Origin of the sequence: Blautia sp. TM10-2 (genome assembly GCF_003480845.1) — a bacterium.
GTDB classification, from domain to species: domain Bacteria; phylum Bacillota; class Clostridia; order Lachnospirales; family Lachnospiraceae; genus Fusicatenibacter; species Fusicatenibacter saccharivorans.
This window is the reverse complement of sequence record NZ_QUJZ01000004.1, coordinates 178,898-194,736: the sequence shown is the minus strand read 5'-3', so window position 1 is coordinate 194,736 and position 15,839 is coordinate 178,898. Positions and strand designations below refer to the sequence as shown.

At 48.7% G+C, this 15,839-nt stretch carries 16 protein-coding genes; all 16 read right to left on the bottom strand.

Features of this window, described 5'->3' with window-relative positions; genetic code table 11:
* Positions 1-1,347 (bottom strand): nickel pincer cofactor biosynthesis protein LarC, encoded by a 1,347-nt coding sequence (gene larC, locus DXD92_RS05515; protein WP_118640238.1) that lies wholly within the window; start codon positions 1,345-1,347, stop codon positions 1-3.
* Positions 1,340-2,092 (bottom strand): nickel pincer cofactor biosynthesis protein LarB, encoded by a 753-nt coding sequence (gene larB, locus DXD92_RS05510; RefSeq protein WP_118640265.1) that lies wholly within the window; start codon positions 2,090-2,092, stop codon positions 1,340-1,342. Before larB ends, larC begins: the two co-directional genes overlap by 8 nt.
* Positions 2,093-2,314: 222 nt before the next feature.
* The gene (locus DXD92_RS05505) at positions 2,315-3,274 is read right to left on the bottom strand and encodes a hypothetical protein (RefSeq protein WP_118640237.1); all 960 of its coding nucleotides are present in this window, start codon (positions 3,272-3,274) and stop codon (positions 2,315-2,317) included.
* A gap of 181 nt (positions 3,275-3,455) precedes the next feature.
* Complete coding sequence (locus DXD92_RS05500) at positions 3,456-3,776, bottom strand: hypothetical protein (RefSeq protein ID WP_022461179.1); 321 nt, start codon at positions 3,774-3,776, stop codon at positions 3,456-3,458.
* Positions 3,777-3,950: 174 nt separating this feature from the next.
* Positions 3,951-4,514 carry a Fe-S-containing hydro-lyase gene (locus DXD92_RS05495; protein WP_118640236.1) on the bottom strand — a complete coding sequence of 188 codons (564 nt, stop codon included), beginning with the start codon at positions 4,512-4,514 and terminating at the stop codon, positions 3,951-3,953.
* A gap of 2 nt (positions 4,515-4,516) precedes the next feature.
* Positions 4,517-5,359, bottom strand: a complete 843-nt coding sequence (locus DXD92_RS05490) for a fumarate hydratase (protein ID WP_055265393.1) — start codon at positions 5,357-5,359, stop codon at positions 4,517-4,519.
* Between the two features lie 126 nt (positions 5,360-5,485).
* Positions 5,486-7,096, bottom strand: coding sequence for an FAD-binding protein (locus DXD92_RS05485; protein ID WP_055265391.1), 1,611 nt, complete (start codon positions 7,094-7,096; stop codon positions 5,486-5,488).
* 14 nt (positions 7,097-7,110) lie between these two features.
* A complete protein-coding gene (locus tag DXD92_RS05480) occupies positions 7,111-7,785 on the bottom strand; it encodes a 2Fe-2S iron-sulfur cluster binding domain-containing protein (protein WP_055265389.1) in 675 nt (224 codons plus the stop codon).
* 16 nt (positions 7,786-7,801) lie between these two features.
* Positions 7,802-8,656 carry an FAD/NAD(P)-binding protein gene (locus DXD92_RS05475; protein WP_022461174.1) on the bottom strand — a complete coding sequence of 285 codons (855 nt, stop codon included), beginning with the start codon at positions 8,654-8,656 and terminating at the stop codon, positions 7,802-7,804.
* Positions 8,657-9,682 carry a 4Fe-4S dicluster domain-containing protein gene (locus tag DXD92_RS05470; RefSeq protein WP_117801696.1) on the bottom strand — a complete coding sequence of 342 codons (1,026 nt, stop codon included), beginning with the start codon at positions 9,680-9,682 and terminating at the stop codon, positions 8,657-8,659.
* Between the two features lie 3 nt (positions 9,683-9,685).
* Positions 9,686-10,654, bottom strand: coding sequence for a 4Fe-4S dicluster domain-containing protein (locus DXD92_RS05465; protein WP_055265384.1), 969 nt, complete (start codon positions 10,652-10,654; stop codon positions 9,686-9,688).
* On the bottom strand, positions 10,639-11,091 hold the full coding sequence (locus DXD92_RS05460) for a hydrogenase iron-sulfur subunit (protein WP_055265382.1): 453 nt from the start codon (positions 11,089-11,091) through the stop codon (positions 10,639-10,641). Before DXD92_RS05460 ends, DXD92_RS05465 begins: the two co-directional genes overlap by 16 nt.
* Positions 11,082-13,070 (bottom strand): CoB--CoM heterodisulfide reductase iron-sulfur subunit A family protein, encoded by a 1,989-nt coding sequence (locus DXD92_RS05455; protein WP_055265381.1) that lies wholly within the window; start codon positions 13,068-13,070, stop codon positions 11,082-11,084. The genes DXD92_RS05460 and DXD92_RS05455 overlap by 10 nt, the downstream gene beginning before the upstream one ends.
* A 33-nt stretch (positions 13,071-13,103) precedes the next feature.
* Complete coding sequence (locus DXD92_RS05450) at positions 13,104-13,487, bottom strand: 4Fe-4S dicluster domain-containing protein (protein WP_055219367.1); 384 nt, start codon at positions 13,485-13,487, stop codon at positions 13,104-13,106.
* Complete coding sequence (locus DXD92_RS05445; protein ID WP_022461168.1) at positions 13,484-14,281, bottom strand: CoB--CoM heterodisulfide reductase iron-sulfur subunit B family protein; 798 nt, start codon at positions 14,279-14,281, stop codon at positions 13,484-13,486. The genes DXD92_RS05450 and DXD92_RS05445 overlap by 4 nt, the downstream gene beginning before the upstream one ends.
* Before the next feature lie 206 nt (positions 14,282-14,487).
* On the bottom strand, positions 14,488-15,435 hold the full coding sequence (locus DXD92_RS05440) for an L-lactate dehydrogenase (RefSeq protein WP_055219369.1): 948 nt from the start codon (positions 15,433-15,435) through the stop codon (positions 14,488-14,490).
* Between the last annotated feature and the right edge of the window lie 404 nt (positions 15,436-15,839).

Sequence of the window (15,839 nt, the reverse complement as noted above, 5' to 3'; positions counted from 1 at the left end):
TTACTTTCCTTCTTTATATTTCTGTACGATCCACGCACCGGCCTCACCAACCGGCATACCGCTTTTTTCAGCAATGAGTGCGGCACTCTCGTACTCCGGGTAAACTTTTTCTATCTCTCCATGACGGCAGATCTTGACAGCGGCATCCCCGTATTCGGTCGTGATCGTTGCAAATTCGCGTTTCATCACGGTACGCTCCATCTGGCAGCGACGGATTCCGATCGTGGTTGTCTCCGTGAAAATAATATTCTCCAGTGTTTCCCGCTTTTCTTCCTCGCAGATCACATCCAGCTGATATGCTGGACGGTTTTTCTTCATATAGACCGGAATATAATGAACATCCCTTGCACCTGCCTGCAGCAGTTTTCCCATACAGTAACCGAGTGCCTCACCGGTGCAGTCGTCGATATTGCATTCCAGCTTCCAGATCGTATCTTTTTCGTCATTTTCCTCGGTTTCCAGCATCATAGCCCGTAAAAGTGACGGCCGCTCATACGTCCGTTTTCCGGCTCCAAGACCTGTTTTCGTGCATTTAAATGAGGACGGAAGTTTCTCTTTTGTTCGGATAGCAGCAACAATAGCTGCACCGGTCGGTGTAACAAGCTCGCCCTTGATTCCGGTTGGAATAAGCGTCAGGCCGTGCGTCTGCACGATATTTAAAACGGCCGGTACCGGAACCGGGATCAGTCCATGCTGGCATCGGATAAAACCGCTTCCCTCGCAGAGCCCCGTCACAATCACCTCGTCCGGCGCCAGGTTGTCCAGGCAGACGGCGGCGGCAACAATATCTACAATGGAATCGACCGCTCCTACCTCGTGAAAATGCACCTGATCGAGCGGCACACCGTGCGCTTTTGCTTCTGCTTCTGCAAGAATCTGGAAAATCCGCTCTGCCAGAGCTCTCGCTCCCGGTGTCAGATCACCGCGGCGGATAATGGCAAGAATCTCCGGCAGGCCGCGGTGCTCATGATGGTGCTGATGCTCTCCTGCGTGTTCCTGGTCATGGCTGTGTGTATGTTTCTGGTCATGTACATGCTCATGATCGTGCGTATGCTCATGATGGTGTACATGCTCCTCTCCATGTGCATGCGCTTTCGCCATATCCCCATGCAGATACGCCATATCATGATCGTGGTTCTCATGCTCCGCATCCAGAATGACATTGAAGTCGCAGGCATCCAGCCCCGATTTTTTCACTCTCGTAACGGCAGTTTTGTATCCCGGCAGCTGAAGGCTTGCCAGTGCCTTCTCCAGTACCTCCTGGTCTGCTCCCAGATCGAGCAGAGCCGCAACGGTCATATCCCCGCTGATTCCGCTCCCGCACTCCAGATATAAACTTTTACTCATCTTTATGCACTCCCATTCTGTTAATCTGTGTTGCAATATATCCGGCCCCATAACCGTTGTCGATGTTTACGACAGCAATTCCGTTCGCACAGGAATTAATCATCGTAAGCAGCGCCGAAAGACCATTCATGCTGGCCCCGTAGCCAACGGATGTCGGAACAGCAATCACCGGCTTGTCCACCAAGCCGCCGAGCACGCTCGCCAGCGCTCCTTCCATACCGGCAACGGCTACAACGCAGTTGGCGCTCTGAATCGTATCGAGACGCGACAGCAGGCGGTGGATACCGCTCACACCGACATCGTAGATACGCGCAACGTTTGCACCAAAGTATTCTGCGGTCTGCGCCGCCTCCTCGGCAACGGAAATATCCGCGGTTCCAGCCGTGCAGACGGCGATTTTGCCGATCCGCTTCTTGTCTTTTTTTTCTATTTTCAAAATATGGGACAGCGGATCATACACCACTTCCGGAAACTTTTCCCGGATCAGCTCATACTGATGCTCACTGGCTCTCGTTCCGAAGACCTCCCCATCCTGCTCGTACAGACGCGTAAAAATCTTCAGCAGATGTTCATCCGCCTTCCGTGCACAGAAAATGACCTCCGCAAATCCGCTCCGGATTTCACGGTGCGTATCCAGCTTCGCATATCCCATCTCCTCGAATGGCTCTTTTTTGAAATATTTTTCTGCCTCCTCGATCGAAATTTCGTTGTTTTTTACTTTTTCTAATACCTCTCTTGCCTCCAAAGCATTCACCTCGTTTTCGTTTTTTCCTTTTTTTCACACCCACATACAATACAACATAAAAAGAAAGCCGAAACCTCTGCTTTGTCAGAACCTTCTCTTTTCTGACACCGCAAATCTCCAGCTTTCTTTATTCTAAACTATAAAGTGCACTTTAAGTCAAGCAGATTCTATACACAGTATACCGTTCTTTTCCCGTTCCTGCAATCCCTTCTTTTCGCGGCTTTATCCGGCATACGGAAGATCTGCAAAATATGCATGCTCATCTACCCCGTGAATCATATAAGTATATCCGTCTTCTGTCTCCACTTCAATCCGGCACTGTGTTCCATACGAAGTTTCTGCATCCAGATACGTTTCTTTATCGGTTTCCTGTGGGATCAGTTCCGTACCTGCCGGAAGGACTCTGTTTTCTGTGCTTCCGTCTTCGTTTTGAACGATAACTTCCAGTTCCTGCTTCAGAACGAGCGGTTTTTTGTCCCAGATAATTTTCCACGCATCTTCTTTCGCCTCCGGGAGCCCCTCGCTTCCGATCCCGACATTCCGTTCCCCTTTATACGTTCCCAGCAGATTGATTCTTTCCACCCAGGAAAACGCATTGACATCTTCTATACCGTTATCTCCAATTCTTCCATCCAGACAGCCAAGGTCCACAGCTTCATCCGATGATACCCGGAAAACGGTTACCGAATATAGTCCGTCTTCGTGATACGATTCCTGATACAAATAGTGGCCACCACTCTTTGTTCGTATTATCCAGGTTGCTTCATATCCGCCCAGGATCTCGAACTGCTTCACATGCTCTCCATAGTTGAGCGTCAGAATATACTTATAGTTTTCGAAGTCATGACCATTTTTCCCATCACCCTCAAAAGAAAAAGAAACTTCTTCCTCTGACGCATCCCCGTCCAGATCATCCCGGTAGATTTCTCCCTCTTCCAGTTTTACGGCGGAAGCTCCTTTTTCGTTTTTTCCTTCTTCGTCGTTCTCCAAACCATCCCCGGCCTCTTTCACCGCATCTCCATCCGATCCCACATCATCTGATTTTGCCTCTGGTTCACCGGATGCTGCACTCTCCGATACGCTCACCGAATTTTGTTTGGTTTCCTGCCCTGTCTGATTTCCGCATCCGCCTGCCATCAGTGCCGCCAGACACACTGCTGTTACCCATGCATACCGTCTCATAAAAATCCTCCCTTCCGATTTTTGGCTTTCGTTTCTGATACTCCCATTATATCAAACGATCTCCCCACCATGCAATCCATCTTAGAAATCGTAAGGCAACTTAAGACAAACGTAAGAATCCCCGCCCATGCAGCATAATCTGCCGCACGGACGGGGATTCGTTTAACTGTATTCCGCTGCTTTATTTCTCTGCTTCTCTTTTCTTATCCAGTTTTACATTGCGGAAGTACAGCACCATATCTACCGTGATCTCTGCAATGTTCAGGAAATAGAAAGCCCACGCAAGGAAAAAGATCCAGTCTTTGTCCGGGTTGTTCATATAGCTGATGAATTTGTTGGCAATACCGAAAATATATCCGATCCAGATGAACACCTCAAAGTAAAGGCTCTTTCCTTTTGCTGTTCTTGAAGTCCAGGATTTATAAATGGACAGCGGCCAGGACAGGCCAAAGCACAGGATCATCAGTGCTTCCAGTAAGTGGCTTATCATTTCTACAGTCATGTTTTTCTTCCTCTTTCATTTCTTTTTCTGCCGAAAGTCGCTTGCAAGTGTCAATGCCCTGATGCCTTTTCAGCTTGAGAGCTGTCTGATTTTTTCAGACAGCTCTATGGTCTCTCTTGTATTATGCTATTTCGTCGTTATCATCATTCACAGATACCCGTCGAAGCATAACCTTTAGTCTTCTTTATGCGCTTCTAAATACTCTTTTCTTCCCATCTCATACAGGTTATTTCCCTCACAGTCGATGATAACGAAAAGCGGCATATCCTCTACTTCCAGACGGCGAAGTGCCTCTGCGCCAAGATCTTCGTATGCGATCAGCTCTGCTTTTTTGATGCATTTTGCAAGCAGTGCGCCGGCTCCGCCGATGGCTCCGAAGTATACGCCATGATATTTCTTCATGGCTTCTACAACTTCCGGAAGACGTGCGCCTTTACCGATCATTCCTCTTGCGCCTACGGACATCATGGTCGGAGCATACGCATCCATACGGCCGCTGGTGGTAGGACCTGCAGATCCGATGACCTGGCCTGGTTTTGCAGGGGTCGGTCCTACGTAGTAAATCGTAGCGTCTGTCGGATCAAACGGGATTTTTTCTCCTCTTGCGAGCGCTTCACACATTCTCTTATGTCCGGCGTCACGGGAAGTATAGATAGTTCCGGTCAGATATACGGTATCTCCGGCATGCAGTGTTTTTGCCAGTTCTTCTGTTAAAGGCAGCTGAATATGTTTTTCCATGATCAGATCACCTCCGTTTTATGACGGGTAACATGGCAGTTGATGTTGACTGCACACGGCATTCCCGCAATATGAGTCGGCATTGTCTCGATATTGAGGCCGATGGCTGTGGTTTTTCCGCCAAAGCCCTGCGGTCCGATGCCGAGTTTGTTGACTTTCTCCAGCATTTCTTTTTCCAGATCTGCGTAGAACGGATCCGGGTTCTCGGAATCGATCGGGCGCATCAGTGCTTTTTTCGCAAGCAGTGCACATTTATCGAAGGTTCCGCCGATACCAACGCCGACTACCATAGGCGGGCATGGGTTCGGGCCTGCTGTCTCAACAACTTCCAGGATGAAATCCTTGATTCCCTGAAGACCTGCGGACGGCTTGAACATACGGATCATACTCATATTTTCGCTTCCGAAGCCTTTCGGGCCTACGGTTACTTTGATCTGATCGCCAGGAACGATCTCGGTGTAGAGCATAGCCGGTGTATTGTCGCCGGTGTTTCCTCTTCTGACCGGATCTTTGACAACGGATTTTCTTAAGTATCCTTTGTCATATCCTCTTCTGACACCTTCGTTGACTGCCTCTGCAAGATCTCCTCCTGCGATGTGCACATCCTGTCCGATTTCCAGGAAAACACATGCCATTCCGGTATCCTGGCAGATCGGCACGTTCTGTGCGTCTGCGATCTCATAATTTTCTACGATTTTGTCCAGAACACCTTTTGCAATCTCGCCATCCTCGCAGGCACGGCAGCCTGTGATGGCACATTTTACGTCTTCCGGAAGATGGTAGTTTGCTTCGATACAAAGTTTCTCTACCACATCCGTAATGGTACTAGCCTGAATTTCACGCATGGGATTCTCCACCTTTCTTTCCTTGCTATTTTATCATACCGATCATCCAATGGATTTTCAGCACGGAAAGCGTGTCCAGGGACAGTATTTCTGCCCCGGGCCACGCTTTTTCGCGGTTACTGCATTTTACAGGTGTCTCTTTCCTGCATAATCCGGCAGAAGCTGCGGAGATACCATACCGGTGTCAATGCCTGCCTCTTTTAAGGTCTCAGCATATTTCTCCACATGATCCAGATTCATCTTTCCAAGTGTTACGTCTTTTGCTTTTGCTGCTGCAGCTTTTCCTGCATCACGGCCAAATACGATAACATCCAGCAGAGAGTTACCCATCAGACGGTTTCTTCCGTGGATTCCTCCAACTGCCTCACCTGCTACGAGCAGGTTGCTTACGGTGTTGGTAAAGCCTTCGCCGTTGATTTCCAGTCCACCGTTCTGATAATGCAGCGTCGGGTAAACCAGGATCGGCTCTTTTCTCATATCGATGCCATACTGCATGAACATACGGAACATAGCCGGGATTCTCTTCTCAATGGTGCCTTCTCCGTGGATCAGCTCGATCATTGGAGTATCCAGCCATACAGCCTTGCCCTGTGGAGTCTCAACGCCCTCGTTGCGGTCGTCGGAGCACTCGCGGATGATGCTTGCTGCAGATACATCACGGGTTTCCAGCGGATGCATGAATGCTTCGCCGTCTACGTTTACGAGCATTGCGCCCAGAGAACGTACTTTCTCGGTTACCAGAGCACCGAAGATCTGAGCCGGGTAAGCAGCTCCGGTCGGATGGTACTGAATGGTATCCTGATACAGAAGCGGAGCGCCTGCACGGTATCCAAGGATCAGACCGTCAGCGGTTGCACCGTAATGGTTGGATGTCGGGAAGTTGTTGTAGTGAAGACGTCCCGCACCACCTGTTGCGATGATAACGGTTTTTGCCTTTGCTACCTGGTACTCGCCAGTCTCCATGTTCTGGAGAACAGCACCTGCAACCTGTCCCTTATCGTCTTTGATCAGCTCTACTGCGGAAGAGAACTCGATCACCGGAATACCGCGGTTGATGACTTCATCACGCAGTGTTCTCATGATCTCTGCTCCAGAGTAGTCACGGCATGCATGCATACGTTTTCTGGAAGTTCCGCCGCCGTGCGTAGTTACCATACGGCCATTCTCATCTTTATCAAACATAACGCCCAGGTTTTCCAGCCAGGAGATTGCATCCGGAGCTTCCATAACCAGTTTGCGGAGCAGTTCCGGTCTTGCAGCAAAGTGTCCGCCGCCGAACGCATCCAGATAATGCTGTGCCGGGGAATCGTTTTCTTTGTCCGCTGCCTGGATTCCACCTTCTGCCATCATGGTGTTTGCATCACCAATTCTCAGTTTGGTGGTAATCATAACGTTTGCGCCAGCCTCGTGAGCCTCGATAGCTGCAGAAGAACCTGCTCCACCGGCACCGATAACCAGTACATCTACGTCATAATCTACTTTGTCAAGGTCGATGTCAACACCGAGGATACGGCTGTTGGACTCCAGCAGATAGCCGAGCTCTGTCGGAACTTTCTCACCTTTGTTCGGGCCGACTTTCAGGGTGATGAAGCCTTCCTCTTTATAGTCCGGATGATATGCTGCAAGAAGGGCATCTTTCTCATCCGCTGTCATTCTTCTTGGCTCTGTTGCCATTCTCTGGGCTCTGGTAGCTTCTACCTTTTTAATAGAGTCCTGCATATTGGCCAGTGTATACATTCGAAATTCCCTCCTTATTTCTCGATCTCACGGTTGTTGTAAAGTTCCTGCATTTCTTCGATCGGTTTCTGCATAACCTGCTCGATCAGATCATCGAATTTTCCTTCTTTGATCTCTGCTACACGGTTCTTTACATGTTCAGACTTCGGAGCAATGTATTTTCCGTTCAGACGTCTTGCCAGCTCTCCTACCATCGGATGGGAGATACCAGCCGGACAGCGGGATGCACAGATTCCGCAGCCGATGCAGTCGAAGGACTCTTCTGCACATTTCTTGAAGTCGCCTCTCTGTGCGTATGCAATATACTGCATAACGTTCAGGCTCTGCGGACATCCTTTGGTACATGCATTACATCCAACGCAGCTGTAGATTTCCGGATACAGATCCATCATGACTCTCTGCTCTGCGCTGATCTCTTCGATATCGTATGTTCTCTTGTCGATCGGATAGAACGGAAGGCTTGCGATATACATGCCGTCTTCTACCTGTGTCTGACATGCCAGACAGGTTTTCAGTTCATTTTTTCCTTTGATTCTGTAGATGGTCGCACATGCACCGCAGAATCCGTGACGGCATCCGCATCCGCGTTTTAACTGATATCCGGCGTACTCCATAGCGGTCATGATGGTCAGATCGCCAGGTACGGAATACTTTTTGCCGTAAACGTAAATATTTACCATTTCCTGCATTTTCTTCAACCTCCGTTTAATATTCGTTCGGTAATTCGTCAATCTCGTCGCAGCGGAAAACCGGGCCGTCTTTGCAGACGTATTTGTCTCCGATGTTGCAGCGGCCGCATTTTCCGATACCGCATTTCATACGAAGCTCCAAAGTGGTGTAAACCTGTGTTTTCTCATAGCCCAGCTCCTGAAGTCCCTGAAGAACAAATTTGATCATGATCGGCGGTCCGCAGATCAGAGCTGTTTTGTCAACGGACATGTTCAGTTCTTTCACATAATTCGGAACGAATCCTACATGGCCGTCCCAGCCTTCCTGTTCACGGTCAATCGTCAGATGCACGTTGACATCTTTTGCTTTCGCCCATACTTCCTGGATCTCTTTTAACTGTACCAGATCGTCTTTGGAACGGGAACCGTAAACGATATCTACGGTACCGTAGTTATCACGATTGTCCAGTACGTAATTAATAACAGAACGCAGTGGAGCAAGTCCGATACCTCCGGCGATGAACAGCAGATCCTGTCCTTTTAATACGGTTTCTACCGGGAAATGATTTCCATACGGTCCACGAACCAGGATTTCATCTCCTACGGACATGTTGTGAAGATAATTCGTTAAAGTACCGCACTCCTTGATGGAGAACTCCTGGTACTCTTTGTTTGTCGGGGAAGAGGTAATGGAAAACAGTGCCTCTCCGACACCCGGTACACAGAGCATTGCGCACTGGCCAGGCATATGTTCAAACAGCTTGGTGCCGTCCGGACGAACGATACGGAATGTTTTTACGTCCGGTGTTTCGCGGCGGATATCTGTGATGATACCGACCTGCGGCAGCAAAGCGTTTTTCTTTTCTTCGCTTCCACAACTACAATTGCACATTTACTTGGTACCTCCCATGCGTTTGATTACTTTGACAATGTTCAGCGACTGCGGGCATTTCTCTACGCAGCGTCCACATCCGACGCAGGAATACATTCCGTCGTTGTTGTCCGGGAAGTATACCAGTTTGTGCATGAAACGCTGACGGAAACGCTGCAGCTGTGTGGTACGGTTGTTTCCTGCTGCCATCATGGTGAAATCAGAGTACATGCAGGAATCCCAGCAGCGGTAACGCTGTACACCGTTTCCGGTGTTAAAGTCTTTGATATCGTAGCACTGGCAGGTCGGGCAGGAGAACGTACAGGTTCCGCAGCCTAAGCAGGCATCGGAAAGTTCTTTCCACTTCGGATCGTCAAAACGTTCTTTTGTCTTGCCAACGCCCCATCCCTCGAGGGAAAGGTTGCTGTTTGGCATCTTGTCGATCAGAGTACGGATTGCTTCTTTCTCAGCCTCTACTTCTTTGGTAAGATCCTGCTCGGTCAGGTAAGCTTTTACAAGCTCGGTCAGTTTCTGGCCTTTTTCGGTTTTTGCTTCCCATGCATAACCGTCAGCTACCTGCCACATAGCAACATCTGCTGCCGGTTCTGCAGCATCGATGCCGAAGGTTTTACAGAAGCAGCTGTCTTCCGGCTCATGACAAGCCAGGGAAACAACGATGCCGTGCTCTCTTCTTGCTGCATAGTAAACGTCTGCAGGCTCGCTTAAGAAAACGCGGTCCAGAACATCGAACGCTCTGACATCGCACGGACGAACGCCGAAGATAGCAAACGGTGCGTCTTTTAAGGCAGCCGGTTCAATGCTGGTTTTATTTGCCTTCTGATAGCAGGAGTAAAGAATTTCACTCTGCGGGAAAAAGGCATCTTTCGGGGATTTTACGGTTTTTAAGGTATCGAGATCCACGTCTGCGTCCTCGGTCCAGAAACCGAAATTGGTAATTCCATTGTTTTGTACCGGAAGGAAAAGATCCATCTCCTTTGCAACAGCGGCAAGGAGCTCCGGCATTTTTTCTCTGCTAATCTGATACATCCCTTAACCCCTTTCCTTAACGATACTTGGCTCTACATCTTCCTGTGTGAAGTTGGTGAGCGGTGCACGGCTGTCGGTATCGGCGCCTGCCTGATACTCTCCGTAGAACTCGTCGATATCTTTGATGAATTTACGGTTCAGCAGGTGCAGCGGAATGTGCTGCGGACATACACGGGAACACTCGCCACAGTCGGTGCAGCGTCCGGCAACGTGGAATGCACGGATAATGTGGAACATCTGCTCTTCAAATGTAGTCGTATTTGCTTTCTGTGCGGTATCGTAACGGTCATTATCGAAGACACATTTGATACAGCTGCAGGCCGGACATACGTTACGGCATGCATTACAGCGGATACAGCGGGACAGTTCGTTCTGCCAGAATGCGAAACGCTCTTCCGGAGCCATTGCCTCGAGCTTCTCAACCAGTTCAAAACGGCCTTCTTTTGCCGGTTTCTCTTCGTCGCAGTTCTCTGCCAGCTCGTCGTAGGCAACGTGTTTTCCGCCCTTGCAGGCTTTGCATCTTTCCAGGATAACATCCTCTCTTGCGAGCTCTTTGTCGCCGTAAACAGTTGCCACTTTGATGGTATCGCCGTCTTCTGTTACAGCGGTAATACCCTTGCATCCTGCTTCACGGATCTTTTCGATATCGAGTTTTCCATCGCAGCCGATGCCGACGATATAGGTTTTCTCGCGATCCACACGATGCTCTTTGATTAACTGATTAAAGCTGTAAGTATCACACGGTTTTAAGAAAACGAGTGTTTTTCCTTCTTCTTTCGATGCTTTAATCATGTATTTGCTAAGGTTTGCGCCGCAGAATCCGTCGTAGGTAAACTCGGAAAGGCTCTCGGCAGTCTCGAAGAATGCAGGCTCTGCACTGAAATCAGTGTCACCTTTTCTCCAGCCAAGAACACGGACTACGGTACCGTCAGACAGAAGCTCTTTTGCGCGGGATACTAATTTTTCTTGCATCGTAAATCCTCCAATCTGACATTCTTACCAAGGCTTGTAACCTGCTCGATGAACTCGTTCATGGTCTGGGAGAATTTCACACCTTCTGCGGCGGATACCCATTCCACACGGGTACGTCCGTTCTCAACGCCCATGTAATCCAGCATGGAGAACAGCAGGGTCATACGTCTTCTTGCATAATAGTTTCCTGTGCTGTAATGGCAGTCTCCCGGATGGCATCCGCAGAGGATGACTCCGTCAGCGCCCTTCTGGAATGCTCTTAAGATGAAGAGCGGATTGACACGGCAGGAACATGGAACACGGATGATCTTTACGTCTGCCGGATAGGAAAGACGGCTGGAACCTGCCAGGTCTGCTCCTGCGTAGGAGCACCAGTTGCAGCAGAATGCCACGATGACTGGCTTAAATTCTTTGTTTTCGTTGTTATCTATCGGCATATTGCATCTACCTCCGCGAGAATTTGTCTATTGGAGAATCCTTTCAGGTCCATAGCGCCGGACGGACATGCAACGGTACATGCACCGCATCCATGGCAAAGTGCGCCGTTAACGACTGCCACATGTCTGGTTTCACGGATTCCATGGTCGTTGACCTGACGGTCTTCGTAGGAAATTGCGCCGTATGGGCAGACTTTTTCACAGGATGCACATCCATTACAGAACAGCGGATTGGATTCTGCTGTACACGGGTTGGTGGTCAGTTTGTCCTTTGCCAGCAGTCCGACTACTTTGACAGCAGCAGCTCCTGCCTGTGCAACGGTCTCCGGGATATCTTTCGGTCCCTGGCATACGCCGGAGAGGAAGACACCTGCGGTCGGGGACTCTACCGGACGCAGCTTTGCGTGTGCCTCAGTAAAGAAATCGTTGGTATCCATACTTGCGGTCAGCATGGTAGCCAGTTTTCTTGCATCTTTGCTCGGCTCGATGGCAGTTGCAAGGACAACAAGGTCTGCTTCCATTTTGATCTGACGGTTGTCAAGCAGGTCGGAACCCTGTACCAGAAGACGTCCGTTCGGAGCCTCGGATACTTTTCCTACCTGGCCTTTGATGTAGTCTACATCAAACTCTTCTACCGCACGGCGATAGAACTCATCGAAGTTTTTACCCGGGGTACGAACATCAATGTAGAAGACATGTACATTGACATCCGGATAATGGTCACGCACCAGCATAGCCTGTTTTGCGGTGTACATACAGCAGATCTTGGAGCAGTAGCTCTTTCCTCTGCAGGTCACGTCACGAGAACCGACACACTGGATAAATACGATATCCTTCGGATGCTCGCCGTTGGAAAGACGTACTACTTTACCGCCTGTCGGACCGGCAGCATTCATCAGACGCTCCATCTCAAGGGAGGTAATTACGTCTTTGCTCTGGTTGTAATAATATTCGTCAAACTTGTCCAGACTGATGGTATCGAAACCAGTTGCCACAACGATTGCGCCGTACTCTCTGGTGATTACTTCATCTTTCTGGTCGTAGTTTACTGCACCTGCTGCACAGACTTTGGAGCAGATACCGCATTTTCCGGTTTTGAAGTGGATACAGTTTGCAGTATCAATAACCGGTACGTTCGGAACTGCCTGTGCGAACGGTGTGTAGATTGCAGTACGGTTGGACAGGCCTCTGTTGAACTCGCTCAGGTTCTTCTTGGAAGGACATTTCTCCTGACAGAGTCCGCATCCGGTACATTTGTCCATATCTACGTATCTTGCTTTCTTACGGATGTCTACTTTGAAATCACCGACGAATCCGCCAACGCTCTCTACCTCACTGTAGGTATAGATGTTGATCTTCTCATGCGCGTTTACCTCTCCCATACGAGGAGTCAGGATACAGGAAGAACAGTCGAGGGTCGGGAATGTCTTGTCAAGCTGTGACATTCTTCCGCCGATACTCGGGGTCTTCTCTACGATATCTACTTCATAGCCTGCATCTGCGATATCCAGTGCAGTCTGAATACCTGCGATACCGCCTCCGATCACCAGCGCACGTTTTACAACGCGGCTCTCGCCCGGGGTAAGCGGGGTATCCAGCATAACTTTAGCAACGGCTGCACGGGCCAGAATTACGGCCTTCTCGGTAGCCTCTTCCATGTCTTTATGAATCCAGGAACACTGCTCACGAATGTTTGCAATCTCCAGCTGATACGGGTTCAGGCCCGCTTTTTCTGCTGCTTTGCGGAACGTTCCTTCATGCATACGCGGAGAGCAGGAACAGATGACAACGCCGGTCAGATGCTCGTTCTGAATGGCATCGATCACTTTCTGCTGACCCGTTTCGGAACACATATACTGATAATCCTCTGCATGAACAACACCCGGCTCTTTGCTGATGACGTCAACAACTTTTTTGACATCAACCGTAGCCGCAATATTTGTACCGCAGTGGCAGACAAATACTCCTATTCTTTGCACTTTTCTCTCACCTTTCTGTGGATGGGTTGTTTTTTACTTTCTATATTTACGGAATGCACTCATCAGAAGCTGCTGCGGAGTCTCATCATCCAGAAGAGCCGGAATTTCATCCGGAGAAAGATAATTCTCTCCTCTCTGACGGATCACGGAAAGACGAACTGCCTCGATCAGTTTGGCAGGTTTTACGTCTCTTGGACAGCGCTCTACACATGCGAAGCAGGAGAGGCATTTCCAGATGGACTTGGAGTTCATCAGTGCTTCCACATCGCCGTTCTGTACGTAAGATACAAACTGATGCGGACGGATGTCCATTTCGTTATAAGCAGGACAGGATGCGGAACATTTACCGCATTTCATACATTTTCTGGTATCCACACCGGCGATGGCACGGATTTCATCGGATGTTGCAATTTTCATGCCTGCACCTCCTCTTTGATGCCGAGTGCTTCTGCAAGAAGCTCGGTAAAGTAGGTAACCGGAAGACCTTCTTTTGTTCCGTTATTGCGCAGGTTGTACATGCAAAGCGGACATGCAGTGATCAGTTCTTCTGCTCCTTTGTAGGATGCGGATGCCATGATCTGGTCTACCATGTTGGATGCCATTTTCTTTTCTTTGAGGGATATGTAGCCGCCGCAGCACTCATTTCTCATCGGATATACGACCGGTGTTGCGCCAAGGGCCTTGATAAAGTCTTCAATGATTGTCGGATTTTCCGGATCGTCAAACTGCATTGTGGTGCTCGGACGAAGCAGCATACAGCCGTAATATGCGCCGATTTTTCTTCCTTTTAATGGGTTTACCACTTTCTCTTTGATCTTGTCAAATCCAACGACGTCACGCAGCACTTCCAGATAATGAAGTACTTTCGTTTCGCCAAGATATGGCTCGGAAAGAGCCATGTAGTTGTTTACTTTTGTCTGAATGTCTTCTACATTCGCCATGTCATCGTTTACGCGTTTGATCACGTGATGACAGGCGGAACAGACTGTGATCAGATCCTGTCCTTTTTCTTTGGCGTCTGCTAAGGCGCGAACCGAAGAAAGTTTTGTGGCGATTTCATCGGATGCCTGTGGATACACAGCTCCGCAGCACTGCCAGTTTTCAATTTCTTCCAGTTCAAATCCCAGAACTTTTGCGCACTCTCTGGCATAATGATCCAGATCTTTTGCTTTGTTCTTCAGCGTACAGCCCGGAAAATAACTGTAGGTCATGGAATTGCTCCTTTCTTACTTGCTCCTGTTGGTTTCCATTTTTCCTGCGGTATCTTCTGTCCGGCACCGGAAAAATTTCCGGTACTCTTTTTATGTACACCCGGCGGAAAATTTCTTCAGGCGCACGTTAAGGCAGTGGGAGATACCGCTCTTTCGCACTTTCTGCCACTGCCATAAATTTTATGTTTTGAGCTTATTGCCCGCTCTTAGTGCTCGATCTGTGCGATAACTGCTTTTAATGCGTCGGCACTTGCTTTGAGTTTTTCTACTTCCTCTTTTGTCATACGCATCGGAATCTTGCCCTGTACGCCTTTCGGTCCAACGAGGGTCAGTGTGCTTAAGCATACATCCTCGATGCCGTACTCACCGTGCATCATGGAAGATACGGTTGCTACAGAATCGGAAGAAGAAAGAATGGTTGCTACCAGTTTGCATACTGCAACAGATACTGCATAGAAAGTAGCTCCTTTGTTTGCAATAACCTGTCCGCCGGAAGTTCTTACGTACTCCAGCATAGCATCTTTGTCGATCTTGGTTACGTTCCTGCCCATTTTTTCTACGGTCTCGTAGTACTCGTCCAGACTGACACCGGAAACGTAAGCGCCGCTCCACGGAATGAAGGAAGTATCGCCGTGCTCACCGAATACGTAAGCGTGGATGTTTTTCTGGGCAATGTTGAGGTGTTCAGACAGTCCGCAGCGAAGTCTCGCGGAATCCAGCATGGTACCAGAACCAAGGATCTGGTTTTCCGGAAGTCCGGAGATCTTTGTAAACACGTAGGTCATGATATCAACCGGGTTGCTTACAATGATGTAGATGGCATTCGGAGCCGCTTTTACGATTTCCGGTGTGATGGATTTTAAGATGTTTACGTTGGTCTGGGTCAGCTCAATACGGGTCTGGCCAGGCTTTCTTGCAATACCGGAAGTAATAATTACGATATCAGAGTCCTTGGCATCCTCATACTCACCTGCGATGATGGAGACCGGATCGCGGAAGCAGGTACCCTGCGCGATATCCATAACCTCTCCCTCTACTTTTTTCTTGTTAATATCGATGAGAACAATCTCAGACGCGATGTCTTCGTTCGACAGTGTATAGGCGATCGTAGATCCAACGCTTCCAGCTCCAATGATGGTAATCTTGCTGCTCATAAATACTCCTTTCTAAAATACCCCTAGTTGGTTTTTGTGATTGATAAATTTTTCACTTTCCTTATCATAGCACTATGACAAGAATTTAACAAGTGTTTTTTTCGAGCATTTTCGTGAAATCTTTTTTCTCACTGAGCCCGTACGCTTCCAGAAGGGGTGTTCTGGATATATTTCAATACAATTATACCATTTTTTGTTCTTTTTCACAAGAATTCTTTCCAAAAACTTACAGCTTTGTCCTTCATCCCGCAGAATTCGTCTTTTTCCGCATGGTTCCCGGGTTTTTGCTTTCTGTGTTTAGTTTCACACGTCTAACTTTCGTTCGTTATATTTTTAACAACTTTTCGTCATACGGGCTAGTTTCTGTCCTTCTTTTCTACATTTTGTAGGATGTATCCGCCAAA

What these genes read in the sequence shown, in the direction of transcription:
- larC (WP_118640238.1), bottom strand. Translation starts at nt 1,347, where the DNA reads ATGAGTAAAAGTTTATATCTGGAGTGCGGGAGCGGAATCAGCGGGGAT.
- DXD92_RS05505 (WP_118640237.1), bottom strand. Translation starts at nt 3,274, where the DNA reads ATGAGACGGTATGCATGGGTAACAGCAGTGTGTCTGGCGGCACTGATG.
- DXD92_RS05500 (WP_022461179.1), bottom strand. Translation starts at nt 3,776, where the DNA reads ATGACTGTAGAAATGATAAGCCACTTACTGGAAGCACTGATGATCCTG.
- DXD92_RS05495 (WP_118640236.1), bottom strand. Translation starts at nt 4,514, where the DNA reads ATGGAAAAACATATTCAGCTGCCTTTAACAGAAGAACTGGCAAAAACA.
- DXD92_RS05490 (WP_055265393.1), bottom strand. Translation starts at nt 5,359, where the DNA reads ATGCGTGAAATTCAGGCTAGTACCATTACGGATGTGGTAGAGAAACTT.
- DXD92_RS05485 (WP_055265391.1), bottom strand. Translation starts at nt 7,096, where the DNA reads ATGTATACACTGGCCAATATGCAGGACTCTATTAAAAAGGTAGAAGCT.
- DXD92_RS05480 (WP_055265389.1), bottom strand. Translation starts at nt 7,785, where the DNA reads ATGCAGGAAATGGTAAATATTTACGTTTACGGCAAAAAGTATTCCGTA.
- DXD92_RS05475 (WP_022461174.1), bottom strand. Translation starts at nt 8,656, where the DNA reads ATGTGCAATTGTAGTTGTGGAAGCGAAGAAAAGAAAAACGCTTTGCTG.
- DXD92_RS05470 (WP_117801696.1), bottom strand. Translation starts at nt 9,682, where the DNA reads ATGTATCAGATTAGCAGAGAAAAAATGCCGGAGCTCCTTGCCGCTGTT.
- DXD92_RS05465 (WP_055265384.1), bottom strand. Translation starts at nt 10,654, where the DNA reads ATGCAAGAAAAATTAGTATCCCGCGCAAAAGAGCTTCTGTCTGACGGT.
- DXD92_RS05460 (WP_055265382.1), bottom strand. Translation starts at nt 11,091, where the DNA reads ATGCCGATAGATAACAACGAAAACAAAGAATTTAAGCCAGTCATCGTG.
- DXD92_RS05450 (WP_055219367.1), bottom strand. Translation starts at nt 13,487, where the DNA reads ATGAAAATTGCAACATCCGATGAAATCCGTGCCATCGCCGGTGTGGAT.
- DXD92_RS05445 (WP_022461168.1), bottom strand. Translation starts at nt 14,281, where the DNA reads ATGACCTACAGTTATTTTCCGGGCTGTACGCTGAAGAACAAAGCAAAA.
- DXD92_RS05440 (WP_055219369.1), bottom strand. Translation starts at nt 15,435, where the DNA reads ATGAGCAGCAAGATTACCATCATTGGAGCTGGAAGCGTTGGATCTACG.